The 25,125-nt window shown below is 44.9% G+C and carries 34 protein-coding genes and 1 pseudogene; 32 read left to right on the forward strand and 3 right to left on the reverse strand.

From position 1 onward, the window contains the following. The first annotated feature begins 3 nt into the window (after positions 1 to 3). The 21 genes from HP552_RS32100 to HP552_RS32200 all read left to right on the forward strand — a co-directional run bounded on the left by HP552_RS32100 (position 4) and on the right by HP552_RS32200 (position 14,119). The gene (locus HP552_RS32100) at positions 4 to 255 is read left to right on the forward strand and encodes a DUF7660 family protein (protein WP_175399401.1); all 252 of its coding nucleotides are present in this window, start codon (positions 4 to 6) and stop codon (positions 253 to 255) included. A gap of 267 nt (positions 256 to 522) precedes the next feature. After that, complete coding sequence (locus HP552_RS32105) at positions 523 to 1,014, forward strand: NUDIX hydrolase (RefSeq protein ID WP_175399402.1); 492 nt, start codon at positions 523 to 525, stop codon at positions 1,012 to 1,014. Between the two features lie 7 nt (positions 1,015 to 1,021). Beyond that, positions 1,022 to 1,588 carry a histidine phosphatase family protein gene (locus tag HP552_RS32110; protein WP_175399403.1) on the forward strand — a complete coding sequence of 189 codons (567 nt, stop codon included), beginning with the start codon at positions 1,022 to 1,024 and terminating at the stop codon, positions 1,586 to 1,588. A gap of 20 nt (positions 1,589 to 1,608) precedes the next feature. Beyond that, positions 1,609 to 2,121 carry a GNAT family N-acetyltransferase gene (locus HP552_RS32115; protein ID WP_175399404.1) on the forward strand — a complete coding sequence of 171 codons (513 nt, stop codon included), beginning with the start codon at positions 1,609 to 1,611 and terminating at the stop codon, positions 2,119 to 2,121. A 26-nt stretch (positions 2,122 to 2,147) separates the two neighbouring features. Next, positions 2,148 to 2,522, forward strand: coding sequence for a hypothetical protein (locus HP552_RS32120; RefSeq protein ID WP_175399405.1), 375 nt, complete (start codon positions 2,148 to 2,150; stop codon positions 2,520 to 2,522). A gap of 100 nt (positions 2,523 to 2,622) precedes the next feature. Beyond that, entirely contained in the window at positions 2,623 to 3,288 is a 666-nt protein-coding gene (locus HP552_RS32125; RefSeq protein WP_175399406.1) for a Type 1 glutamine amidotransferase-like domain-containing protein, read from the forward strand. Further along, positions 3,281 to 4,174: a PhzF family protein gene (locus HP552_RS32130; protein ID WP_175399407.1), complete on the forward strand. Its 894-nt coding sequence runs from the start codon at positions 3,281 to 3,283 to the stop codon at positions 4,172 to 4,174. The genes HP552_RS32125 and HP552_RS32130 overlap by 8 nt, the downstream gene beginning before the upstream one ends. Before the next feature lie 24 nt (positions 4,175 to 4,198). Further along, positions 4,199 to 4,969 carry an aminoglycoside adenylyltransferase domain-containing protein gene (locus tag HP552_RS32135; RefSeq protein ID WP_312884383.1) on the forward strand — a complete coding sequence of 257 codons (771 nt, stop codon included), beginning with the start codon at positions 4,199 to 4,201 and terminating at the stop codon, positions 4,967 to 4,969. Between the two features lie 76 nt (positions 4,970 to 5,045). Next, positions 5,046 to 5,477, forward strand: a complete 432-nt coding sequence (locus HP552_RS32140; protein WP_175399408.1) for a cytidine deaminase — start codon at positions 5,046 to 5,048, stop codon at positions 5,475 to 5,477. Positions 5,478 to 5,493: 16 nt separating this feature from the next. After that, on the forward strand, positions 5,494 to 5,805 hold the full coding sequence (locus HP552_RS32145; RefSeq protein WP_246311155.1) for a GNAT family N-acetyltransferase: 312 nt from the start codon (positions 5,494 to 5,496) through the stop codon (positions 5,803 to 5,805). After that, entirely contained in the window at positions 5,789 to 6,787 is a 999-nt protein-coding gene (locus tag HP552_RS32150; RefSeq protein ID WP_175399409.1) for a phosphotransferase, read from the forward strand. Before HP552_RS32145 ends, HP552_RS32150 begins: the two co-directional genes overlap by 17 nt. 142 nt (positions 6,788 to 6,929) lie before the next feature. Continuing rightward, positions 6,930 to 7,631, forward strand: coding sequence for an inositol monophosphatase family protein (locus HP552_RS32155; protein WP_312884384.1), 702 nt, complete (start codon positions 6,930 to 6,932; stop codon positions 7,629 to 7,631). 77 nt (positions 7,632 to 7,708) lie between these two features. After that, positions 7,709 to 8,299, forward strand: coding sequence for an HD domain-containing protein (locus HP552_RS32160; protein WP_175399410.1), 591 nt, complete (start codon positions 7,709 to 7,711; stop codon positions 8,297 to 8,299). A 45-nt stretch (positions 8,300 to 8,344) separates the two neighbouring features. Beyond that, entirely contained in the window at positions 8,345 to 8,800 is a 456-nt protein-coding gene (locus HP552_RS32165) for an NUDIX hydrolase (RefSeq protein WP_175399411.1), read from the forward strand. Between the two features lie 18 nt (positions 8,801 to 8,818). Then, positions 8,819 to 9,157: an HIT family protein gene (locus tag HP552_RS32170; protein WP_175399412.1), complete on the forward strand. Its 339-nt coding sequence runs from the start codon at positions 8,819 to 8,821 to the stop codon at positions 9,155 to 9,157. Positions 9,158 to 9,638: 481 nt separating this feature from the next. Further along, positions 9,639 to 10,418 carry a hypothetical protein gene (locus HP552_RS32175; protein ID WP_175399413.1) on the forward strand — a complete coding sequence of 260 codons (780 nt, stop codon included), beginning with the start codon at positions 9,639 to 9,641 and terminating at the stop codon, positions 10,416 to 10,418. A gap of 87 nt (positions 10,419 to 10,505) precedes the next feature. After that, positions 10,506 to 11,207, forward strand: a complete 702-nt coding sequence (locus HP552_RS32180; protein ID WP_175399414.1) for a hypothetical protein — start codon at positions 10,506 to 10,508, stop codon at positions 11,205 to 11,207. 14 nt (positions 11,208 to 11,221) lie between these two features. Continuing rightward, on the forward strand, positions 11,222 to 11,638 hold the full coding sequence (locus HP552_RS32185; protein ID WP_175399415.1) for a YhfM domain-containing protein: 417 nt from the start codon (positions 11,222 to 11,224) through the stop codon (positions 11,636 to 11,638). Positions 11,639 to 11,670: 32 nt separating this feature from the next. Continuing rightward, positions 11,671 to 12,231, forward strand: a complete 561-nt coding sequence (locus HP552_RS32190) for a GNAT family N-acetyltransferase (protein ID WP_175399416.1) — start codon at positions 11,671 to 11,673, stop codon at positions 12,229 to 12,231. Positions 12,232 to 12,351: 120 nt separating this feature from the next. Next, positions 12,352 to 13,128 (forward strand): Cof-type HAD-IIB family hydrolase, encoded by a 777-nt coding sequence (locus HP552_RS32195; protein ID WP_175399835.1) that lies wholly within the window; start codon positions 12,352 to 12,354, stop codon positions 13,126 to 13,128. A 328-nt stretch (positions 13,129 to 13,456) separates the two neighbouring features. Then, positions 13,457 to 14,119: an HAD family hydrolase gene (locus HP552_RS32200; protein WP_175399417.1), complete on the forward strand. Its 663-nt coding sequence runs from the start codon at positions 13,457 to 13,459 to the stop codon at positions 14,117 to 14,119. A 177-nt stretch (positions 14,120 to 14,296) separates the two neighbouring features. Here the strand turns inward: HP552_RS32200 and HP552_RS32205 are convergent, their stop codons facing one another. Continuing rightward, positions 14,297 to 15,454, reverse strand: a complete 1,158-nt coding sequence (locus HP552_RS32205) for a glycosyltransferase family 4 protein (RefSeq protein ID WP_175399418.1) — start codon at positions 15,452 to 15,454, stop codon at positions 14,297 to 14,299. Positions 15,455 to 15,684: 230 nt separating this feature from the next. On the opposite strand from HP552_RS32205, the gene HP552_RS32210 reads away from it, so the two are divergent. Genes HP552_RS32210 through HP552_RS32220 form a run of 3 tightly spaced genes read left to right on the forward strand, consistent with a single transcriptional unit; the run spans position 15,685 to position 17,125 of the window. Continuing rightward, positions 15,685 to 16,254 carry a DMP19 family protein gene (locus HP552_RS32210; protein WP_175399419.1) on the forward strand — a complete coding sequence of 190 codons (570 nt, stop codon included), beginning with the start codon at positions 15,685 to 15,687 and terminating at the stop codon, positions 16,252 to 16,254. Positions 16,255 to 16,279: 25 nt separating this feature from the next. Beyond that, entirely contained in the window at positions 16,280 to 16,807 is a 528-nt protein-coding gene (locus tag HP552_RS32215; RefSeq protein ID WP_175399420.1) for an AAA family ATPase, read from the forward strand. Positions 16,808 to 16,831: 24 nt separating this feature from the next. Continuing rightward, positions 16,832 to 17,125, forward strand: coding sequence for a hypothetical protein (locus HP552_RS32220; RefSeq protein WP_175399421.1), 294 nt, complete (start codon positions 16,832 to 16,834; stop codon positions 17,123 to 17,125). Between the two features lie 117 nt (positions 17,126 to 17,242). Here HP552_RS32220 and HP552_RS32225 read toward each other — a convergent pair whose 3' ends face one another. Together HP552_RS32225 and HP552_RS32230 are read right to left on the reverse strand one after the other, a co-directional pair. Continuing rightward, positions 17,243 to 18,613 (reverse strand): hydroxysqualene dehydroxylase, encoded by a 1,371-nt coding sequence (locus HP552_RS32225; protein ID WP_217506630.1) that lies wholly within the window; start codon positions 18,611 to 18,613, stop codon positions 17,243 to 17,245. 173 nt (positions 18,614 to 18,786) lie between these two features. Further along, positions 18,787 to 19,560, reverse strand: coding sequence for a sporulation protein (locus tag HP552_RS32230; protein WP_175399422.1), 774 nt, complete (start codon positions 19,558 to 19,560; stop codon positions 18,787 to 18,789). Positions 19,561 to 19,784: 224 nt separating this feature from the next. On the opposite strand from HP552_RS32230, the gene HP552_RS32235 reads away from it, so the two are divergent. From HP552_RS32235 to HP552_RS32265, 8 genes and pseudogenes are all read left to right on the forward strand, one after another. Continuing rightward, entirely contained in the window at positions 19,785 to 20,483 is a 699-nt protein-coding gene (locus tag HP552_RS32235; protein WP_175399423.1) for a class I SAM-dependent methyltransferase, read from the forward strand. Between the two features lie 60 nt (positions 20,484 to 20,543). Further along, positions 20,544 to 21,095 (forward strand): hypothetical protein, encoded by a 552-nt coding sequence (locus HP552_RS32240; RefSeq protein WP_175399424.1) that lies wholly within the window; start codon positions 20,544 to 20,546, stop codon positions 21,093 to 21,095. Further along, positions 21,092 to 21,553 (forward strand): annotated as a pseudogene (locus HP552_RS35230) (GNAT family N-acetyltransferase); the annotation flags it as partial. The gene HP552_RS32240 and the pseudogene HP552_RS35230, both read left to right, overlap by 4 nt. 90 nt (positions 21,554 to 21,643) lie before the next feature. Then, positions 21,644 to 22,168: a YfiT family bacillithiol transferase gene (locus tag HP552_RS35235; protein WP_246311210.1), complete on the forward strand. Its 525-nt coding sequence runs from the start codon at positions 21,644 to 21,646 to the stop codon at positions 22,166 to 22,168. 18 nt (positions 22,169 to 22,186) lie between these two features. Continuing rightward, the gene (locus tag HP552_RS32250; protein ID WP_175399426.1) at positions 22,187 to 22,663 is read left to right on the forward strand and encodes an NUDIX domain-containing protein; all 477 of its coding nucleotides are present in this window, start codon (positions 22,187 to 22,189) and stop codon (positions 22,661 to 22,663) included. A gap of 54 nt (positions 22,664 to 22,717) precedes the next feature. Continuing rightward, on the forward strand, positions 22,718 to 23,209 hold the full coding sequence (locus HP552_RS32255) for a GNAT family N-acetyltransferase (RefSeq protein WP_217506632.1): 492 nt from the start codon (positions 22,718 to 22,720) through the stop codon (positions 23,207 to 23,209). 291 nt (positions 23,210 to 23,500) lie between these two features. Beyond that, positions 23,501 to 24,238: a class I SAM-dependent methyltransferase gene (locus HP552_RS32260; RefSeq protein WP_175399427.1), complete on the forward strand. Its 738-nt coding sequence runs from the start codon at positions 23,501 to 23,503 to the stop codon at positions 24,236 to 24,238. A 2-nt stretch (positions 24,239 to 24,240) separates the two neighbouring features. Then, positions 24,241 to 24,981, forward strand: a complete 741-nt coding sequence (locus HP552_RS32265; protein ID WP_175399428.1) for an SDR family NAD(P)-dependent oxidoreductase — start codon at positions 24,241 to 24,243, stop codon at positions 24,979 to 24,981. Positions 24,982 to 25,125 lie beyond the last annotated feature (144 nt).

Raw genomic sequence — 25,125 nt, forward strand, 5'->3', positions numbered from 1 at the left:
GAAATGGGGAAGACGTTATTTGAGCTTGTTAACGAAGTCGAGAGTGAAGCGACTTTTATGGATTTTTTACTAGAATTAAGCAAGGACCGTGAAGAGCAAACCGATGAATGGCAAAATGATTCGATAGAATCGTTTCTGGAAGCGGCTGCCCGGTGGGGACAGGATTCGGTGGATGGATTACGACATTACGAGAAGTCTGACAACCCATGGGAGAGGTGTGCTCAGATTCTGTATATGGGCAAGATTTATGAGTAGCATGGTTCCGTCAGTTTTTGCAATTTAGAAAGGAGGAAAGCCGAAGCATGATTGAAATGCCAATACATAACGGAGGTTCAGATTTATGACATTTGTTGAGGTAGTACTAATCGCAACAACCGCCCTATTGTTGATCATAGGTGTGAGGGGCAAACGAAGATCAGTTCTCATATGGGGGATCGTCAGTTTCATAGCATTGCTTGTCCTCATTATTCCTTCGTTCATGAACGGATTCGTAGATGGATTTTCCGATGGGTGGTCAGAGAGATGACAAATTCAGATATCAATAACATATCGTATGAGCGAAACAACAACAAATTCAACTTCCGCGTGGCAGGCATTGTGATGGATGCGGGAAGAGTTCTTTTGCATACGACGGAACAGGACGATTTCTGGAATCTGCCCGGAGGACGGGTCGAATTGAACGAGACGACAGAAGCGGCCCTTGTTCGAGAGATGACAGAGGAACTAGGCATCCATGTTGAAGTGAAAAGACTTGCATTTGTTAGTGAGGATTTCTTTGAGTATGATGGCCTGAAGGTTCATGAGATTGGATTTTACTATGTCATTACGTCACCGGAAGCTCATAAGCTCTATAGTGAAATTGAATTCAAAGGGCTGGAGGATAACGGCAAGTTAATATTCCGTTGGTTCTCCTTAGAGGAGCTTGAGCAGATGGAGGTCTACCCAGTCTTTTTGAAAAAGGAACTGAGTAACCTGCATGATGCGAAGAGCATCCAACACTACATTCAGAAATAGAGGGTCTATGGACATTACATTTATTCGTCATGGGCATGCTGAGCATTTGCTTGATTACCCGAACCAATTAAATTGGCTTCATCCGGGACTCACTGAACTGGGGAAAAGTCAGGTGACAGCGTTGCGAAAACAGGTGATGCTTGAGCCTAAAGACGTCATTTTGGTGAGCCCAACGAAACGTACCATTGAAACAGCACTTCTTCTAACTGCAAGAGAAAATCTTATGATCTGTCCACTTGTTGGCCCAAGAATGTTTCCTCAGAATCCGGAGTTCGTTCCTTTAGTCTGCGATCAGATCTATTCAAAAGATGAACTTCATGCTCAGTTTGCCGGTATACGATTGGTTGACTTGGGATTGAATTGTTGGGATGAAGGTATTAATCGGATGGAGGAACATCGATTTGAAGTTTATGCCGAACAGCTGCTTCAATGGTGCAGGGAACAGGATGGCAATACCGTTATCATTTCACATGATGGCACGATAACCAACTACAGGATTTTACTCGGAGAAAAAGGATTAACAAGGAGAGATTTTCTTGGTGAGGCGGGGATGTACACAATCAGGAACTTTTAACGATGGAAGGGGCCTCCATTATGATTCATTTTCCGAAAATAGAGACTGAGCGATTGGTACTGAGGGAGCTGAATTTGGCAGACAGTGAAGCAGTGCTTATCCATTTTGCTAATCCGGAAGTCACGCGATTTATGGATATTGAGCCTTGCCGCAGCATCAAGGAAGCAGAAGAAATAATACAGTTCCATATGGATGATTCGGGTTGCAGATATGGTCTGTTTGATAAAACAAATGGTGGTCTCATTGGAACAGCAGGGTTTCACTGTTGGGCTCCAGAGTCACCGTCCAGTGCGGAGATTGGATTCGATTTATCCCCTTCATATTGGGGACAGGGCTTAATGCAAGAAGCTTTGAATGAAGTGATTAAGCTCGGATGGCATGTGATGAATCTGGAATATATCGAAGCGACGGTGGAACCGGAGAATGTTCGATCACAACACTTGCTGCACAAGCTGCATTTTCTGAAATCTGTTGAATTAAAAGACAATCTGTTCTACTACACATTAAAGAAGGAAGACTTTATTTGTGATTAATATCAGTTTTCTAATAGGGGGAGTATATGAAGTCCATTCCAATCTCAATTCTGATTGCTAGTGCTATTTTAGGAATTTCATTTATTATTGGCTGTCTATTACTATCGAACCAGGAGAGTGCCAACGAGCCGACTCAAGTGGCACAAGAAGAAGTTACAAGCGATAAAGCGTTAATGACGATTCATGAAACAGCGGAGTATCTGAGTATGACTGAAGAACAGGTGATGAGCATTATACGGGCCGAACAACAAAGTTTTACTATAGCAGGCTCCTTTGACGGCAAAATGTTTCCATTCATTAAGGTTCAGGATGAGCTTTTTGTTAGTAGAATCGAATTGGAGCTGTGGGTTCAGAATGCCTCTACATATCATAGAAGATACATTAACGGACAGATGCAGTGATCTGCTTGTATTTCAGATGTAGTCAAAGGGGATAGAATGTCATGGAATGGGTAGGAGAGAAGGTAAGACTAGCAACAGTTACAGGGCAGGAGGAACAACGATGGCCAAGTTGGTTTTGTTAAGTGACGTATACTTTAAAACAAATGAGGAACTGGATCAGAAAATATTGAATTTGCTGGATTGTGACGAGCCTTCCATAGGTTATATTCCTTCCTGTTCCGACCCTGATCGGAAATATTTTGAGCATACCGTGCGTTACTACAATCAACTGGGTATTGAAAGCATTCATTATTATGATCTGGACTTGGAATATGACCAAAGTACATTTGAGCGGATTTTTGAAGCCGATGCGATTCATTTATCAGGGGGAAATACATTTTATTTTCTAAGTCTATTACAGAAGAGAAATGTACTAGGATTATTGCGTTCCTATGTGAAGAGAGGCGGTATTCTGATCGGGGTTAGCGCAGGCAGTATTCTAACTACACCAACCATTGAAATAGCTGAATATGGCCAAGATGCAGACGAGAACCATGTGGACCTTCATGACAAAAAGGCTCTTGGACTCGTTGACTTCGAGTTTGCACCGCACTGGGACGGAGAGGAAGCCAGTCTCGATTCGCTCAGAGACTATGCAGATGCTAACGCTGCAAAAGTCTATGCCTGCCAAGACGGTGATGGGATTGTGATCGATGGAGAAGAAGTAGAGCTATATGGGGATGTGCGTCTACTTAATCACAGAGAGGGCGGTTCTAATTATGAGTGAGGTTACGGTCTATCATTATGATGCATTCTCCACCATTCCGGGCCAAGGTAATCCGGCAGGAGTGGTCTTCCATGCTGATGATTTAAGTGAGACGGTGATGCAGCAGATTGCGCATAAGGTTGGTTTTAATGAAACGGTGTTTGTGCTCAGCTCCGAAGCAGCCGACGTGAGACTGCGTTATTTTACGCCAGGCCATGAGATTAATCTGTGCGGACATGCGACGATGGCATCGCTGTATGGTTTGAAGACAAGAGGTCTGTTGGAGGGCAAAGAGTCAATCACAATCCAAACCAATGTAGGCATACTACCTATTCGATTTGAGCAGGATGGCGATACGATCAACATGGAGATGAAGCAGGACCAACCGCGTTTTGTGCCGTTCCAGGGTGATATCCAGAAACTGGCGAGTGCCATTAATCTAACTCTGGACGACCTGGATCTGTCCACGCCTATCGTTTATGGAAGTACCGGAACCTGGACATTATTAATACCCATTCGTAAACTGAATTCTTTTACAAAAATGAAACCGGATACTTCCCGATTCCCTGATATTTTACTTGAAAACCCCAAGGCTTCCCTACATCCGTTTACCTTTGAAACCCGTGATTCCGATGCGATGATGCATGCCAGACATTTCTCTTCACCATACTCAGGCACCACGGAAGATCCAGTGACAGGAACAGCCTCCGGGGTGATGGGCGCCTATTATTTAACGTATGTGAACCGTGAGGTTGATCAGGTGCAATTGGTCATAGAGCAGGGACATGAGGCCGGAAGAGAAGGAAAGGTTGAAGTGAGTGTGACGCGTGATGGGCAGGACATGGATGTAAGAATTATAGGGACGGCTGTTTTTGTTGGTGAAATGAATATTGAATTTAATACCTAATACATATCTGAAAGGGTGTCTGTCGTGGAACAGGTAATTTTGCAGCCCGTTATTCATGTGTTAAAAGAAGAGTTATCGGATTCCCTGGTGGGAATCTATCTGCACGGCTCCATGGCCATGGGATGCTTCCATCCGAATGAGAGCGATATCGATATATTGGTGGTATGCCGGGATAAACAATCTGCTGAGACCTATCGAAGCATTGCCATAAAGTTAATGCATATTGAAGAGGCGCAGAACATTACGAAAGGTTTTGAGATCAGTATTGTATTGGAATCCACAATTGCGAACTTGGCATACCCAACTCCATTCGAATTTCATTATTCAGCCTATCACCGGGAAAAGTATAGAACTGATGAACAATATCTCTGCGGCGGATATGAAGATCCGGATTTGGTAGCACACATGGCTGTCATTTATGACCGAGGTGTAGTCTTATATGGCAAACCCATTATGGATCTATTCCATCCTGTACCTCGTGAATATATGATTGCCTCCATTACATCAGATGTGGGAGCAGCTCTGGAAGAGATTGCGGACAACCCTGTCTACTATGTACTGAATTTGTCACGTGTTTTGTTGTATGTGAGAGATTCGGTGATTTATTCCAAGCGAGAGGCAGGAGAACGCGCCCTAACAGAGTTTCCGTCTAAGTACCAGGGCGTCATCTCGCAATGTCTTGCAAAGTATAATGGTGAACTGGAAGAATTAGATCTTAGCGAACCGTTACTTCTGGAATATGCAGAATATATGTTGAGTGAGATAAATATCTGGACGGAGAAAACGGCTCAATAGTCTTCGTATATTGGTATTGTGCATTATTGATTTTACACATATTGAAAATTAATGAATTTTAGAAGGAGACACCAAGATGACCATAACAACAGAAGATATGGAACTGATTGAAGCAGCGAAGAATGTAATCAAGCGGTTATACAGAGAGGGTAAACATCACATCGGTGCAGCAGTACGAACGCAATCTGGAAGGATATATACTGCGGTGCATTTGGAAGCCTACATTGGTCGTGTTTCGGTATGCGCGGAAGCTATTGCGATTGGCAAAGCCATTTCAGAAGGTGAAACTGAATTTGCAACCATTGTTGCTGTTCGGCATCCAGAGATCGATCCGGACGATTCAACGGAAACTTCTGACCTGCAGTTGGATGTAGTATCACCGTGTGGCATTTGTAGAGAATTGATCAGTGATTATGGGAAGGACACACAGGTTATTTTGCAAGGGGAAGAGGGTTATACCAAAACAATGATTGGGCATTTGCTGCCACAAAAATACACAAGGACATAGTGAAGAAAGGAAGGTCATGATGTTCGAAATTGTTGATATTCGGCAAAAGCCGGACATGCTGCAGGCAGCTGTTCAATATTTTTGGAATAGCCGACAGGATCTCTTTCCTTGGTTTGCATGCCTTCACGTGGAGCCGGAGTACCGGGGCCAAAATCTGGGCGGACAATTACAGAATCACGCGATGAACGAGGCAAAGGCAAAGGGCTATGACAAGCTCTATTTGTGTACGGATTTGACGGACTATTATGAGAAACATAACTGGGCGTACATTGGCAAAGGTTATTTGCTTGATGATGCGGAGACACGAATCTATGAACTGCAAATTTGATGAGGTCATTCAGCATTACTTCGAAGATACCGAGTACACGTTACGAGCCGTTCCATTTGGCCTGACCAACTCGACCAAGGTCCTCGAGATCAATGGACAGAGATTTGTCGTACGAATCTATAACCGGCACATCAAAACAATCGAGGGCATTGAGCTCGAATCCCAAGTGACCGCATTACTTGCTGGCGCACATACTTCCTTCCAAGTTCCAAACTTTCTCAATACTCGTGAAGGCGAGAAATATGTGGTATTGAGAGACGGTTCGCTTGCGGCAATCACTACTTTTCTGGAGGGCAAGCTCCCACAGCTGTCTGACCTGGAAAGAGCAAAGAAGTTTGGCAGTTTGGTGGGAGAGTTTTCGTCTGAAATAAGTGTGTTCCCAATGGAAAAGAACGTTTACCGGGGCACATCATTTACTAAAATGTATGAAATTCACCCGCTGGCTAATCGTCAATCAATTAGGGCTTTTTTTGCGAGTATACCTTTTGAAATATCAGAAGAACTTTTTACCTTTTACCAAACGATGATTACCGACATGGAGAACTCCAATCTTGATCTCGAGGTATTACCGCAGCAGTTTGTTCATCATGATCTATTGATTTATAATCTGCTCGCTCAATTGGATGAGATTACAGGTGTATTGGATTTTGATTTTATTGGGATGGACGCTGCTTTTATGGAAGTGGTGATCAGCTTCAATCATATGATTCAGGAATCCGGAGGATCACTGGAAATGATGGAGGCGTTCCTTCAGGGATATTCTGTTAAACGAAAACATTCCGCACTTGAGATCAGTTACTTACCGTTACTTACCCAAATCTATTTTATAGCCGTTTTACATTTTTATATTGGTCAGTATTACGCGGGAGCAACGATTGAATATAACTTTGCCTACATGCTCAATCAGTTTGAGAGGAACATGAACTGGCTTGAAAAGCATGATTCGAAGGTTAAACAACTGCTACATAAGTATTTGGTTTAAGGGAATGCACATTTGAAGTCTAGTAATCGAACGGAGTGATGGTTATTGAACAGACCATTCGTCTAGCTCAAGAGCTTGCCGAAAGAGTGATTCGTAAAGCTGGACAGGTAGCCAAGATGGTTTTGATCGAATTACCTGTGCAATGGAAAAGGACCAATTCGGTGATGTTGTTACTGATGTGGACCATGAAGCAGAGCGGATCATATGTGATGAAATTAGCAGTACGTTTCCCGCGCATGAGATTCATAGTGAAGAACTGGGACATAATGGACAGAAGAGTGATTGGTTGTGGATGATAGATCCACTGGATGGGACAAACAACTTTGCAATTGGTTTTCCTGTGTTCTCTGTTTCCATTACACTGATATACCGTTCAGAGCCTGTGCTAGGGGTTATTTATGAACCAATGGTAGATCGTTTATTTGTAGCATCACGGGGAAATGGGGCGAGTTGTAACCTGAATCCAATGACTGTCAAAAAGAAAGAGAATATCCGTAAAGGAACAATGGGCTGGATACAGGGTCATCAGGTACAAAATGAAGGGAATGCTGTGCGGTTGCGTCAGTATCTGGATTTGCATTTTAAAAGAGTGATGAGATTGTGGGCTCCGACCTTACAGTGGTGCATGCTAGCCAAAGGAGATATCGATGGCATTGTGCTCTACAATTCAGAGGGGGACGATCTCTACTCAGGAATCCTGATGGTGAAAGAAGCCGGTGCCATCGTAATGGATTTTCAAGGGACTCCCTTCGAGGGTATGAGTTCAGAGCCTTATCTGATTGCCTGTCATCCGGAGCATCGCGACTATTTTCTGAGTGTCGTTCGGGAAGGAATGAACCTATGATTACCGAGCTTAACCAATAGGATGAATCTGGGACAGATCTATGTAGAGTTGGTATCGAATTTAAAGGAGGCTGTAATATGAACAAATCATTACAAGATCAGATACAATTTCTCGTTGAGATTGATAAACTGAAAACGATTGAACGGAGAACAAGAATTATCCATGGCGAGAGACGTGAAAATGATGCGGAGCATTCATGGCATCTGGCGATGATGGCGTTGGTTTTGCAGAGTCATGCCAACAAGGATGTGGATATCCTCAAAGTCATTAAGATGCTTCTCGTTCATGATCTGGTCGAGATCGATGCCGGAGATACCTTTGCTTATGATACGGTTGGGTACACGGATAAATACGATCGCGAGATCAAGGCGGCTCATCGGCTGTTTGGCATGCTGCCTGAGGCACAGGCTGAAGAACTGCTGAATCTGTGGTTAGAGTTTGAGGCGAAGGAGACGGATGAGGCACAATTCGCTTCGTCTCTGGATCGGTTACAGCCTTTGATTCACAATTATCAGAATGAAGGAGACACGTGGCAGAAATACAACATAACAAGTGAACAGGTCTTAAACCGAAATCGTGAAATAGCGAACGCTTCCGATACATTGTGGACGTATGCACAGCAGCTCATTCAACACTCTGTGGATCAGGGAATCCTGACCAAATCATAAGAATGCAGTGGAACTTATCCGTTAAGAGAAGAGGAAGGAGCTAATATGGGGTACATAATGGAACTTCGAAAACTGGTTGGTTCGCGACCGTTAATCATGGCTGGTTCGTGTGTGCTGGTGTTCAATGAACAGGGACATCTGCTGCTGCAAAGACGTACAAACAGTCTGGATTGGGGAACACTCGGTGGTTCGCTTGAACCCGGCGAGTCGCTGGAAGAGGCTGCTGCACGTGAACTGTATGAGGAGGCAGGATTGAAGGCAGAAGCGTACAGACTCATTACTGTTTTCTCAGGACCAGACATGTATTACAAATATCCGCATGGGGACGAAGTGTATAATGTGATGGCTGTTTATGAAGCTAAGGGGATCATGGGTACTCCAACGGTCATGGACGATGAAGGGCTCGAGCTCCGATACTTTGATCTGAACCAGCCGGTTCCAGAGATTAATCCGTTTACGGAATATGTGTTAAAAAAGGCAGGGTACATTCAATCCCAGTAAAAGAAAGGATGATGTGCATTGACACAGGATTTTTATTGTGACGAAGTGCTCAGTGGCAAAACAAAAGTGGAAATTGTCATGGAGACGGATACAGTGCTGGCCTACCACCATACTCGGCCGTACTACGAACATCATATTGTAGTTATTCCTAAGAACCATATTCAATCACTCATTTCCGAAGAAGAAGAGAACAACGATGAGTTGCTACTTGAAATCATGAGGGTTATTAAAAAGATTTCTGCAGGTCTGGTGGAACAGACGGGCGCTGCCAAAATTGTGACTAACCTTGGCCGGTACCAGGATTCGAAGCATCAGCATTGGCATGTAGTCAGTGGTGATCGGATTATGAATGATTAAATGATTAAAGGTCTGTTAGAAATCTTCCCTTTCCCTTTATGTGGGATGGGGATTTTTTATTTTTTCGGTACCCGCAGGCTATAACGAGGTTACTCAATGATCTACCAGAAAGTAAATTAAGGGAAAATATGCTAGAATAGGAACAATAACTAAAAATAAGAATGACCGCCTGTAGCTTTGCTGTTCTACAAATGTAGCAGGTTGATTAGGAGGAATAAGTGTGTTTTCTATCGTTTCTATATTTGCAATTATATTTAACTTGGTGTTATACGGATTGGGGTTTTATGCACTAATCTTATTTATAAAATTGGCTCAACGTGGCATTCAAGCGCTTGATATTTACTTGAGTGAAAAACGCGGAGAACGATTCTAAAACTCGTAAAATGAATCAACCATAAGATTATCATTTTTCTCTCAGTGTTTTATTTTTTCTGTTTTAGTATGATTAACACATTATTTAAGTTAAGAGAGGGCGAGTGACATGGTGGATACTTTTTTAGAGCAAATCAATGAGTTGAACGAGCTTCAAAAGGATTTGGTTACCATACATCCTTTATTTGCAGAGCATTATCCCGTGGTTGTCGCATTTGAGTCCCTATTATATATATATGATTACTCCGCAGAGAAAGGGCAATATGAATGGGTGAAAACCGTTCCGGATGATCTTCACATCCCTGACGAGTGCCTGGCAGCCATGCCAGTGCCTCATATGGACGAACGAATGTGTGCCATTGTGACGGACTCAGCCTTCCAAAATTTTGAGCAGAAAGTGTACCTGTTTCACGAGTATGTTCATTGTTACGTCTATGAGAAGTATGAGCAGATCAGGAATCGTCTTCAGATTAAACATACCATGGAGAAAATTAAACGTGTGACATGGGAGCTGGATTACGAATTCCCTTATGAGGATGAGAATGTGGTCCAGCGGATCAATTCGCTGTTGTCTATCTTAAAGAGCGGAGACTTAATCCAGGTACAAACTGCAAGAAAAGCATTGTTCAGTTCCTTAACTGAAGAACAAGGGGAGTACTGGAACTGGCTGGAATGGAACGAAGGTTATGCGAGATATATCGAGAATCGGATACGAGAAAAATACGAGCTTGAACTGAATCATTGGGGAGATACTGCCCCATATAATCGTTTGGTTTTCTATGAGTGCGGATCGGAGTACATAAGTCTGTTGGTTCGCGAACAGCCGGCTCTTCATACGGATTTGGAACAGTTGTTTAATACATTTGTGGTGGAACGAGTGCAGGGATGATCTTGCTGTTCCTTGGCTAAATGCTGTTAAGTCACAATTCAAGTCGTTACTAAGAGCAGCAGACTCTTATATAAAGGAGAAAGATCCATGCCACTGCCTATGGTTCACTTACATGTAGCTGTGCTATTTGCTAATGCTTGTCCAGAACATGTCGAACGAGGTTCATTCTATCTTGGGAATATCGCACCGGATTCGATCCATATGCGTGAAGGTACAACGAGGGAGGACAAGGAATACACTCACTTCAACCCTAAGGGTGATGAAAATTATGTCGCACGCTTACAAGAGGTTTACTCCACCTACATGGAGCAACGTTCAGATGAAGGATGGAAGTGGTTTGTACGCGGCTATTTTATGCATGTCCTGACGGATTATTTCTGGTTTCGGAGTCTGTATCCCGAATTCGTGGAGCGAGTTACCCGCACGGATGACAACAATGGTGTGAAGCGAACCAAGGATGAACTTGGCCGTTTGTACTACCAGGAGACGGATCAGATCGATTTTAACCTCTACCATCATGCTGGTTGGAGCGGTGATGTATGGCGTCTGCTTAAATGCACGCCGAGTTATGATGTAGTGGGTCGTTTAACCGCGGAAGAGATTCTGCGCTGGCGGGATCGTACCGTTTCTTTTTTTAACGAGCAAGCCAACGAGCCCGGAATTGTGCCCGCATACATGACTGATGACATGGTAAGTTCGTTTGTGACAGATACGGTGCAGCGATTAATCGTGTTAATCCATTCCTGGGACCCTGAGTTGCAGCGTCTGGATGTGAACCTGGGAAGCTAGGGAGGTGTCTACGAATGAAAAAAGCAGCGATCCTCTTATGTTTATTCGCTGTTTTCCTTGCGAGTTGTACTCATACCAATACTTCTGGTTCAGATGAAAATCTTCCTTCGCTCATTACCTTAACTTGCAACCCGGATTACACATATGAACCCTGCCAAGATGTTCAGTTCGATGAGCATGACGAGATTCGGATGATCATGGGTGCGATAGAAAACGCTGAACTTATACCCGGAAATCTTAATTATGGAGCGCAATACAAGATGAGCATAACGAATACGGACGATTCTGTGACTAAATATGATTTCTCAATAGGAACTGATCCTGAAATGAATGCCCTGTTGGTAGACGGTATAGACACCACCACGGGATATAGCATACCGCTAGAGGATGCAAATCAAATAAGATCATTAATCGAGAGACGCACAAATTAACCAGACATCGTGAAATGGAGAGGCAGTTATATATGAATCAACAGATTATCATTCAAGACTTAACCTCATCGGATGTGGAGAGTGCCTATCTGGTATTTGAACGTTCCATTACGGAGGCGTTTAATCAAGAAGGGCTGGGTTCGCTTCATGATGATATCAGGGACGAAATTGAACACAAGAAGGCACTGCTTCAATCCACATTGCACTCCGACAAGTCCAATAATTCCGATTCTTTTTTTCTGCTGGCTAAACGGGGAAATAGCGTAGTTGGGACGATTTCATATGCGCCCTGCGGTGAGGAGATCCGAATTCTGAGTGAAAATCGACTGAATCATATCGGTGAATTGGGCAGCTTATACGTACTGCCGGAAGCTCAAGGACAAGGAATTGGTTCAATGCTCATTGAGGCCCTCGCAACCGAACTTCGGAAGCGAGGCATTCAGCAATTTTGCCTGGATAGCGGCTACCGGACAGCGCAGAAGAAATGGCAGCGAAAGTTTGGACAACCCTACGCCGTTGCGCGAAATTATTGGGGCGAGGGAACAGACCATATGGTGTGGTTATGTGATGTGAAGGATTTTGCTGCAAACTAGAAACGTACAAAAAGAGATGACAACCTGGCTCGGACAGGAGTCATCTCTTTTACTAAGTTGTGATTTTTTAAGTACATCATGAAGTCCTGCAAATGACCAAGAGTAAAGGAGGAAAAACATCTGATTAGAATCGTATTTTTCGATGTTGACGGTACTTTGTTGAGCGAAACGGATCATAGTTTATCGTCGGCCACGGCGGAGTCCATTCGTGAATTGATACGTAAAGGCATTCGAATCGTGCTTGTCACAGGCAGGCCCTACAGTTTGTGTAAGGAATTCAGTGATTTGGGGATCGATACCATTATTTCAGCCAACGGGGCATTGATCAAAATCGGTGATGAAGTTATACATAAGTCCGTACTTTCCGCACAGATGATCCATGAATTTAGTGAATTTGCCGAATTGAACGGTCACAGCATTTCCTATTTTACAGAGTCATTTGCGACGAATGGATTATGTGCCACCGATATCCGCGTGAGCGATGCCTTGCGGGAAACCCTTGGAGTAACGGTTCCTCCGCAGAAAATGAATTCTTTGGAGCAGGAGGTGGTTTGCATTTGCTTATATGCGGATGAATATGAGGCAGAGAAATTCCAAACCAGATTTCCCTCATTACGATTCGTGAGATTTCATCCGTATGTCTGCAACGTTCTGGAAGAAAACGAAGTGTCCAAATCACTAGCTGCAGCAAGAGTACTTGACTACCTGAAGATACCCAGAGAGGAAGCCATGGCCTTCGGCGATGGGGGAAATGATATCGATCTGCTGGAGTATGTGGGCCTTGGCATCGCCATGGGAAATGGAGGAGAACGGCTTAAACAAAGGGCGGATTACGTTACTCTAAGAGCAAGTGAGGATGGAGTGACCCATGCTTTGAGGAAGTTTAAGTTGATATAAGGGTCTTTCATGGGGTGTGGAGGATATCCCAATTATGGATTTTAATATAAAATGATGGATATAGGTATGTGACAAGTTTTTTGATAAGTTGGAATTAGGATGCCGGTGATAAATAAAGCCATAAGTAGAGGTGAGAGAGATACTGGGATTAATTAGTTTCATATGTATCTTAATGATGACGGTCACATTACTTAGCATCGAAGTGAAAACCAAAAAAATAATGCAGGAGCAAGCCCGAATGAATCGGAAGCTGGAGCAGCTTATGGAGAAAGACACGTAACGGTGGCCAGAGACAAATTTGAGTAAAAGGGTAGGGTGATGAAGCACGATGGATCAGATTAAAGCGGTTATTTTTGACTTGGACAATACCATTTTGAACAGAACGCGAACTTTTGAAGGTTTTACCCAAAGCCTGATTAAGACGTATTTCAGTCACATGGAGACCACTGCCGATATCAGTCAGCGAATTATTGAACTTGATCAGGACGGTTATAAGGATAAACCACTTCTATTCACTGAGTTGCTGCAGGAATTGCCTTGGGCCGTATCCCCACCGCATACAGAGCTTATGGAATTCTATGGCACGGAGTATGTAAGAAGCGCGGTGCTGATGGAAGAGGCGCGAGAAGTTGTACAACAACTCCGAAGCAAATACCAAACGGGATTAATCACCAATGGAAAAACAGATATTCAGTATGGCAAAATCGATCAGCTCGGAATCCGTGATGATTTTGACTGCATTATTGTTTCTGAAGAGGCTGGAGTGAAGAAGCCAGATCCTCGGATATTCCAGCTTGCACTGGATCATTTCGGCCTATCTCCTGAGCAATGCATTTACATAGGAGATCATCCGGTGAACGATGTGGAGGGCGCTGCCAAAGTAGGCATGAACACCATCTGGATGGAGGTCAACCAGCCTTGGCAGGAAAGCATCACAGCGCGCCCTTTGCATGCCATTACGCATCTACGAGAATTGGTGGCATTGCTCTAGCGAAAAAGTATACCGGCAAAATCGGCTGTTTCTGTCCTCGAAACCACACAGAGCACCACTCTTTGAAGAGGTTGTTGTAGAGAGTGAGGAGGCTTGCCGCATCCTCACTCCTTTTTGCATATCCTGAGTAACTGCAAAGCTTAAACGTTCAAAATGCTTTGCCAAAGGACTAGATGATCAGGCAGTAATGATTCGAGACTTTGAGCGTCTGCTGCGGTTCTCAATCGCTTCTTCATAATCCCCGATCAATCCGTCAAAAATATGCTCCCAGGACCGCTGCAGAGCCAGCTTCCTGCCTTCCAGACCCATCAGCCGCAATTGATCCATGTGATTGCCCCAGAGACATATTTCACGGATCAAGGCCTCAGGATTACCTGGCTCAAACAAAACACCACTGCGGTGATGTGCCACGAGATCCTTAACACCTCCAGCATTCGCTGCGAGAACAGGGAGTCCCGAAGCCATGGCTTCCAACACCACATTTCCAAAGGTCTCTGTGCAGGAAGGAAATACAAACCAATCGGCCGAAGCATACATAGCCGCAAGCTCTTCACCATGCATATAACCGGTATAGGTAACATTGGGTGGGCATTGAGAACGCATTTTGGGAAGTAGAGGTCCGTCTCCGACAATGAGCCAGTGCACTCGGGACTGCATGTTTTCGGGCAGGTGCTGCATGGCAACCGTGAGCGTAGCCATGTCTTTTTCGGGGGCAATTCGTCCAACGTAGAGTAAAATAAGAGGGGCCGTTATATTGTAGCGAGTGCGAATCGCATCACTTCGTTTATCTGGTGTGTACAGATTGCAATCGATTCCGCGTGACCACAGCTTAAGCCGCTGAATGCCTTGCAATTGCAGTGTGTTTAAGGTCTCCTCGGATGGTGTTAGGGTTGCATCACAGGTTCGGTGAAACCACTTGATGTACTTCCAATAGAGAGGGATCATGCTTTTTAATTTGTAGTATTCGAGGTAGCGATCGAAATGGGTATGGTAGGAGATCACATGCGGAAGTTGATGTTTGAGTGCATACTTGAGACCAAGAAGGCCCATATTGAACGGTGTGGCGATGTGCAGCAGATCCGGCTGAAAGGCTTGCAGTTCTTGATAAATGGAGGCCCGGTTAGGGAAGGCGATCCGGCATTCCGGATACAGAAAAAAGGGGATATTGGCGACCGGTCTGACCGAAGCGGAATGGCTGCCATCGATGACAGACTTCGGAGTAAACAGCAGATGTTCAATACCTCTGCGGTTCATGTGATTACTCAAGCGGTGCAGCGTACCCGCAACACCATTGGTTTCGGGAACGTAGGTGTCGGTAAACAAGGCCAGGCGCATCTTTACCCCTCCCATGACTCTTGATGTCAAGATCATAACAACGGATCGTTTTCCGAAGGTCAAATGCAGGTTAACTTCAAGACGCTTTATGTAAATTTGAAGATAGCCTGTACTGGTGTAATCATGGATGTGTTCAATTGAAATAGCATATTCTGCTATGATGTATAGGGTAAGTGAGCGATAGATTTTTTTCTACGCATAGTGGGCAAGTGTATATAGGAGGCAGATCGATGAATAAGTTACAGGAAGAATTACAGCAATTGTTACCTTTGGATCAGCTTGAAGCCATGTCGGGTGAAGAAGTGGTGGGAAGTATTGCCATGGATTTATACCGCGCGGAGTTTGCGACGACTCGGGAATGTGGACCTGAACTTCCGATAGTCCTGCGTGACGCCATTCTGATTATTGATCTGGATACCGAGCTGTCCATGAATGGCATTACCGGATTTTTGGAAAATGCAAGCGGGCAGTTTTTGGAGGAAACGATAGAAGCCATGCAGCGAGTTGGAAATGAGGCTGATGCCGATATATTAAAAAAAATCCAGCAAGAGCTATCGGAAAATGGGGTGACCCCTGAGCAATTGAGGGAGAATGTAAATGCATTGTCTGAGCATGACGTAACAACGTCGCTGAAGACGCATGGCCCGCACATACATGAGGTCATCCAGCGGGTTGAATTGCAAGCCGGGAACTTAAGCATGCAGGAGGATAATGAAGAAAGTTTCGATCTTCTGTATCAATATGTGGAACATAACAAAGAGAGCTTGAAACAGGAATTGGAGCACATCTTGATGAATTAATTCCAGATACCAGGAGAGAGATGCCATGATTGTGATGATTAACGGCGCATTTGGCTCAGGGAAAACATCGGCTGCCAATAAGCTGCAACCGCTCCTCCCGACCAGCATGATCTACGATCCTGAAGAGATTGGTTATATGCTGAGAAATGTGATCGTGGATGATGTGAAAATGGATGAGGAGAAAACGGACGATTTTCAGGATATGGAGCTCTGGAAAGTCCTTACCGTGCAAGTCGCCCGTGAAATCAAGCAGAAGTACGGTAAACACCTGATCGTACCAATGACGATCTATAAATCCGATCAATTCGAGTACATCCATCGTGGCCTGAAAGAGCTGGATCCTAAGCTGTTCCACTTTACGCTGATGACTTCCATGGATACGTTACACGAAAGGTTGCTGAAGCGTGGGGATGCGCCTGGCGGCTGGACATTTAGACAAGCTGAGAAGTGTGCTGAAGCTTTCCATGGGGCTCGTTTTGAGGAGTATGTGGTGACCGACAGCCTAACGACAGATGAAGTGGTGAGTCATATATTCCCCAGAGTGACCGGATGAACTAACCATGTATAAGGGGGCCAAATGATGAGGATCAATAAACGTTTGTGCGTAGAATCATTACTGGTTACGATGTTCATGACTTTGGGTATCATCGGATGGAACATAGCTCAGGGTATGCTGCTGACAGCGAGTTATAAACCTGATTTGTCGGTGGCCTATTCCTCTTCAACGAACTTGCAATCCCAAGTCGCTTTTGGAGCCGTTGTTCAATGGGATTTCGCGTTAATTCTTTTCTGGGCTGCCGGTTTCATTCTATTTGCAGCCGCTTATTATGGAGTCCGGTCAGGACTTCAACACTGGAGGAAGCGTACATAGAAACGTAGTTACCTTAAATGGTCTTTATACTCGAAGGGCAGCCCTCTCGTCAGGTCATTGACGTAAAATGCTGCCCATTTTACTTTTGAATTCATCTAGGAGTTTTCTGTTCCAACCTTACGTCGATTCGTCAAGAATGCCAGCTGCGGCCTTCTGACCGGATAACACGGCGCCTTCCATCGTGGTGAACATCGGCTGTTTGGTGTAGTCACCAGCAAGATACAGTCCCCGAATAGGAGTCACCTGCTCAGGACGCTTACGTTCATTGCCTGGGGCGATCCGGTAAAAGTTTTCGTTACCCCGTACGATGCGGTAGTCTGTTACGGAAGACACTCCTTCGGCAAGACCAATATCAATTAAGCCTTTCTGAGTTCGATTCCAGATCTCTTCATCGGACAGGTCAATCAGTTCATCCGGATTTACCAAAATGATGGAGGCTCTCCCTGGACGCCCGCGAAATGTCGTGCGGGATTGTTCTCCAAACGACCCAATGTCGGTACCTGGCCCAAAAGTAGTCCGGTCCTCAGGAAGAAGAGGGAGTTCCGATTCAAACTGAACCGTAACATGCGGCATGGCATCCAGGCTCAGGAAAGGCTGAAACCATTCATGCTCACTGAAGTGCTCTTCAAGCAATTGTTGGGAACGACGAATATTGGCGGCAACAACAACACGAGTGGCCGGGATCAGTTCGCCGTCTTCCATTTCCACACCTTCCAGACCATCCATACCATACAGCAATCGGGTAACGGGAGCGTTGGTGCGAATTCGTCCTCCTTTTTGTTCGATTGCAGCAGCGAGAGGCGAGCACATTACATCGGTCATGCCTCCGGTGAAGGCACCGATACGCATTTTATGAATTCGCGGAATGCCCGGAAGGAAGAGGCCGAAGAAGGCGTAAGCCGAATATTGTTCAAGTGGCATGAAGAAAATACCGGAAGATAACGGTTCAACGATTCGCTGCAGAGCCTGCTCGTTTACCCCGTGCTGGTTTGCAAAATCAAGCAGCGATATCTCATCCAGTTCCTCTGGACGTGAGACGCAATCCTTGAAGCCGGCAGCAAGGAACGGTACAAGGGAAGCCTTATCTCCGGGCGTAATAAAATCATTGTTGCCTAGCATACCTGATAGTGTTTTAAGCGGAGCATGAATGATGTCCAGTCCAAATTCGCCGTACTCCTCTGCATCTGGATGGCGAACCTGCATCGTCGTTTCCCATACCAGCATCTCGTCCAGATCGATGCCTGCACGTTCAAGTAATTTTGGTAATTCTTTATAATATCCTATGAATTTATGAAATCCGGATTCCACTTCCATTCCACGCTCATTCCAATTGCCTGTTCGGCCTCCTACATAGGGTGCGGCTTCTAGTATCAGTACGGACTTTCCCTGATCCACAAGTTCAAAAGCACAGCTCAATCCAGCCAGACCTGCACCAATAATAATCGTTTGATCTTCGTTTCTTCCTAGTTCGTGGAGTTGTGCATTCAATGAATTCGCCTCCTCTTTTTGTATTTAATATACCCATTATTTCCAGAAGGAAAGCTGGCTTGAAAGATCACGGATGAGACTGTTTATGAAGCAGGCCGCTCTATACAAGAGAAAACAGCCCTCTAGCCGCATGAAATGCAGCCGGAGAGCTGTTGATATTGGGAAAAGGAAAATTACAGATGCTTGGAAATCACTTCTTCGATACCCTGGGCAACGGAATGAGCTCCCCGCTCCAGATGTCTATCGTATAAATGCAGGCGTACGAAGCTTTCATCGGTGCCCATCGCCTCCGAGAAAATGCCGCCAAGTCCGCGAGCGCGGCGGTCGATCTGCAGAAGCAGTTCCATGGAATCACCCATCGGGTAGAACATCACTTCCAGTTCATCCAGATATCCACGGAACTTGTTTGTCGGCACAAATTCGAATTCCTGTACAAATGGCAAATTGCCGCCAAGTTTTGGAGCGTAATCATTGGTCACTTCGCGCAATCGGAATCCAAGTATGTCGATGGCATCCAGCACGGTGCGCATATCCTGAGTAGGTACAACACGAAGTCTGTCCCGATCCGAAGGGTCTACGGCGCTTGAGATATCGAGGCCCGTCTCTACCCATACCTCTGCACTGTGGAGCGTGATTGGGAGATTTTCAGGCAGGTCAAACGTGAATTTCTTTTCCAGCTTCGTCCCGGGTTGAAGCGTAAATCCTTCAGTTAGTAAATATTTGGCCACTACGGCTGTTTCCTTCACTTTACGATCATCGCGTTCCCTTATGTAATGGGTGTTGATGGTGAGGTAGATCCGGTCCACATTTTGTTCCACATCTCCGCCTTGTATATATACGGTCCCCGAGAGAACCCCTCCAGGCATAACTTCGGGTGTATCGAGTTCCGTGTTGACCTTAGCTGCCCCCACACCTACACTGGCTAACATTTTCTTAAAAAAAGACATCCGCTCAACCTCCAGATCATATTGGTTTGTACATGGGAAAAAATACGACTTCGACCTTAATACGGAATCCGTGAGATTGTCGTTTCAAATTTAATGTGATTTGATGTAGTGAATCCAAAAGAAATTTTGGCCAGGCAAAAAGTTCGGGAAAAAGACAGGAGAATCAAACTCAGGTTGTCGAATATGGTTTAATCAGGAATTTCCTTCTGGAAGGAGAGCGGACGATGGGGATGGATTGGTATGATATGATTGCGCTTCGTAACGGGGGTTATAAGGGCAGGTCTATATATACTTGGGAGGGTCAATCAGCTGAAGACGTTTTTGAAGAACGGTTGATCCGAATGCTCTCACAACACCAATCCGTACTCGACGCAGGCTGTGGTCACGGTGAGTTTACATTAAAAATGTCCGCCCATACCGATCATATCACGGGTTTTGATAATTCCAAGGAACTGCTTCACATCGCTCAGGCTGGACTTGAAGCAAGTGACGTGAAGAACGTTAATTATGTGTACGCCACAACGAAGTCGAGGATGCCTTTTGAAGACGAACAGTTTGATCTGATTTATGATCGCAGAGGTCCTACTTCCATTATTGAACATGGGAGAGTACTGCGAAAGGGCGGCATCATTTTCGGCATACATACGGATGTAACCAAAGTAAAGGAACGATTGCATAATAACCGTTATGAGCAGATCAAGATTGAGGAGTTCAACGAGGCGTTGATGATTTTTTCGGATGAAAAAGAGTTCGCACTCTTTCTCTCTGATGTTCCAGGCAATCCGGATTACACATTGCCTGAGTACCATGAACAACTAAGGGCTAAGATTCAGGAGAATCTAATGGACGGAAGAATCGCTGTGCGAGAGCACAAGTACATCTGGAAAGCCGTAAAACCTGGCAATTACAATTCAATGGTTTGAGGTGCGACGATATGAATCGGAAATGGACTCGATTAAGTTAACACAGCGAGGGGCAGACATATGCGAAAACAAACGATATTTTGGATCACGGGAATTGCTATTGCAGTTGTTGTAGTACTGCTTGTTTACAACAACTTGGCCCCCAGTGTGAAAGAGCAGGATGTTAGCATGAAAGGCACAATCCGGCAGATCGGTACGGATGCGTACCAGGTGAATATGCAGATTATCCGTACCAAAGAAGACAACGATATTCACATGGTATACCCCGTGATCTTCGGGTGGGGCAACATGTCTTTCAGTGAAGAACAGGATGGTCCATATTTCCGTCCGTCTTCTGTTGGCACCTCAAGTACAACGGAACAGTTGCTTCATCAAGCATTGCAAGACGAGGGGATCAACACGAGTAACGAAAATGGGGAATTTTGGGGATTCTCCATACCTGATGAAGTGGGTACTTACAAAATGCGTTTCACGATTACTCCTTTAAGTGAAGGAGTCGATTCATTAGAAAATCCCATGATCTACTATGTGCATAAAGAGAAACTGCTCGGAAAAAATCTCAATTGGGTCAAGGGAGAACGCCTGGAGATGATGAAGGAGAATGCCGAGTGAAGCGAATATACAAGTCAAATGAGATCCTAGTACGATTGTTGGAAGAAGCAGACGAGCTTCAGCTCGTTCAGTGGTTAACTGACCCGGCGGTACTGCAATATTACGAAGGCCGTGATCGGCCGCAAAACCTCGATCTGGTAAGAGAACATTTTTACAGTCAGGATGATGTTGCGAATCGTTGCCTAATTGAATATGAAGGTAAGCCTATAGGCTATATTCAGTTTTACGAGCTTGAAGAAAACGAACGGAAGGAATATGGTTATGGAGACACGGATGAGATTGTTTATGGAACAGATCAATTTATTGGCGATGTTGAGTACTGGAACAGGGGCATTGGCACCAAACTAGTGCGATCCATGGTAGCCTTTTTGGTAAATGAGAAGCAGGCGCAGAAAGTGGTAATGGATCCTCAGGCATGGAATGTACGTGCGATAGCCTGCTATGAGAAGTGTGGTTTCAGAAAAATGAAGTTGTTAAAGGAACATGAGCAGCACGAAGGTCAGATGAGAGACTGCTGGTTGATGGAGTATGACAAGGAGGAATCGAAGATGGATTTGAGATATCCGATTGGCACATTTGAACACACAGGTGAGGTCACACCCGCACAGAGGGAACGGTGGATTAAGGATATTGCCGAGCTGCCGGAGCAGGCGAGAGAAGCTGTAAAAGGGTTAAGCGAAGAACAATTGAGCCTGCCCTACCGGGAAGGTGGCTGGATGGTCAAACAGGTTATCCACCATATGGCAGATAGCCACATGAACAGCATGATTCGTTTCAAGCTGGCGCTGACTGAGGATACACCAACGATAAGACCTTATTATGAAGAGCGTTGGGCAGAGCTCAGTGACTCACGGGATCTGGATATCGAGGTTTCTCTGCAACTACTGGATGCGCTGCATCGGCGTTGGACAGCGCTGCTAAACACATTGACCGATGCTGATTATGCCAAACAATTCTACCATCCGGGTTCACAGGAAACGACGCGACTGGATTACAACCTTGGGGTATATTCCTGGCATGGCAGACACCATGTTGCTCACATTACTTCGCTCAGAGACAGGCTGGGGATTTAACAGAGAGGTGTAACTATTATGGTGGAGCGGCAATGGTTGAGTTTGAATGAAGTAGTCCAATCGGAACGAGGAATTGCATTCGTTATTATGATTGCACAATTTCAGGAGAAATACGTCATCGTTTACAACAATAAACGCAATGGCTGGGAGTTTCCCGGGGGCACATGTGAACCTGGGGAAACTCCACTGGAAGCTGCAGGCAGGGAACTGTATGAAGAGACAGGAGCAGTAAGATTCATGCTGGAGCCCTTTGGAATCTACGAAATGAATGGGAACCTAGGTAAGGTTTATTACGCAGCAGTTGATCAGTTCGATTCCATGTCGTTAGAGCTTCCAAATCAGGAAATTGGAGAACTGAAGTTGGTAGATACCTTGCCGGCAGGCATGAGTTTCGGAGATATGTTTTATACCTTTTTGGATTACTGGACAGCGTATTCATTCAAGGGAACAAATCAGCTTAATATCGATCTGACGGGAGTTCACTTAATAAAATGAAATGAAATGATGCAGTTAAGGGAGCACACCTGATGAACACACATATTAAGAAGATTGAATGAGAATGATCCTGTCATCATCTCGCATGCATTTCAGGAACAAGGTTGGGAAAAACCCGTAGAACAGTATCTTCGCTATCTCGTAGAACAGCATAAGGGTGAACGGGTTACCTTGGTAGCCGAGCTGGATGGGGCGTTTGCGGGTTACGTCAATGTACTGTGGAACTCACACTATCCTTCTTTCAGGGAGCAGGGGATTCCGGAAATTAATGATTTCAATGTGCTGATCAAATACCAGCGTCAAGGAATAGGCTCACGATTAATGGACCGTGCCGAGGAATTGATTCGAGAACGAACAGATACAGCAGGGATTGGGGTCGGTGTATTCTCCGATTATGGCAAAGCTCAGATCCTATACGCCCACCGCGGATATATTCCGGATGGCAAGGGAATTCATAGGTATGATCGCTACCTTATGCCAGGCGATGAAACTGTAATCGATGATGATGTCGTGCTCTATTTAACGAAAAAGTTGAAGACCGTTTAACTATTTTCCACCTGAGTATGGAAGAAAAAGCACAGCTTAAGCAGAAGTTAATCACTGCTCTAGTTCTGTTTTTTTGTATGGATAAAAGCAGTCTACCCAAGGGAAAAAGTTACAGGAAAAAAAGAGAATTTTAGGTGGAAATGGTATAATAGAGTGAGGCTTTAAAGCTATAAAACGAGATAGAAGGGCCAATCCCTATAAAGTTTTTATTTTTTGAGATCAACAATGAGATTCATACATAAGAGGAGAACAGACAGAATCATGTTGAGGAATTCGAGGAGGAGTGAAGGCATGGAGAAAACGATCAAACATGTGCAGGATCTGTACGATATGCTCGATGCAGAGTTCAGATCAGCGAAGCAATTCTGGGAGCCATTTTATGAAGATCGGAATCGTTCGATTCCCTTTTTCCCTAACAAGCCCGATGAAAATCTGGTTGATCAAGTGAACTCAGGTTTGCTGACCGGAGGGAAAGCGATGGAACTGGGCTGCGGGCCAGGACGGAATGCGATTTATTTAACACAAGCAGGGTATAGCGTGGATGCGTATGACCTTTCGGAAACGGCGATTGCGTGGGCCAAGGAACGAGCTGCGGAAGAGCAAGTAAGTGTGAATTTTGAATGCCGATCTGTGTTTGAACTGGAACCGCAGCAGGAGTATGATCTCGTCTATGACTCCGGCTGCATGCACCACTTACTGCCACACCAGCGTATCCCATACATTCAGATGATTAACGATGCACTTAAGCCTGGAGGCTATTTTGGCATGACTTGTTTTGCTCCGGGTTATGGAGATATGGGTGGGCCAGAGAGCGTGATGAACGACTGGGAAGTATACCAGGAGAAGTCCATGAAGGGTGGACTCGCCTTTACGGAAGAGAAGCTTCGCTATTTGCTGGAAAATCCGTTTGAATGTGTGGAGCTGCGGCCGATGATTGCGATGGGGCAGGATGACCCTCGATTCGGCCTGCCGATCCTGTGGGTGACGTTGTGGAGAAAACCACTGTCTGGTGAAGAAAAGGGGGACTGAACGTGGAAAACAGGAGCTTTATTGTTACAGGAGCTTCCAAAGGAATTGGTATGCAGCTGGCTCAGTTGTTACTGGAACAGGGAGATCGAGTCTATGGAATTTCGCGAGGGGCTGCTGAGCATCTGTATGGCCATGATTTGTATAAGCATTTTCAGTATAATCTGAGTGATCTAACGGGTATAGAGCTGTTGGTGACAAGAATATTGGAGCATATTCCTTTGCAGGAAACCGGGTTCATAGGACTTATTAATAATGCGGCAATGCTTGAACCCCTGAAGCCGTTAGATCAATGCAGTACAGAGGAGATCATCCGGAATTTGAATATCAGTTTGGCAGCTCCTATGATTTTGAGTTCATCATTTATTCGTCAAACCAACCACCTTACCGCACGGCGGAAGATTGTGAATTTGACCTCTGGTTCAGGCAGTTATCCGGCACCTTCCATGGCTGCATACTGTACCTCAAAAGCCGGAATGAACATGTTTTCGGAGTGTGTAGCGATGGAGCAAGCCGAGAGGCTGAATCCGGTTGAGGTCATTGCATTTGATCCCGGCATGGTGGATACGGAACTACAGGCAGTGGCGAGAGGCAAAAGTACCGGTGAATTTGCGCTATCCGGTTTATTTAATCAAGTGTATGAAGCAGGCCAATTAAGATCACCACGAGATGTGGCGAAGCGGCTAATGGAACGAATCGAAGAGGATAGTGATAAAGGTAAGGTCTTACACACCATGGAAAGCTAATATAATACAGTTTTTATTTTCGCTTTTACTGCTCAGCATGCAGATCCCTTTGATATAACTCCATCTTCCCTGTAAACTGACAACATAGTGTACGCGTGGATATTAATCAGCGGGCATAATCTATTTCAAAATTAGTAAGCCGTA

It is taken from the genome of Paenibacillus xylanilyticus (assembly GCF_013359935.1).
GTDB lineage: Bacteria > Bacillota > Bacilli > Paenibacillales > Paenibacillaceae > Paenibacillus > Paenibacillus xylanilyticus.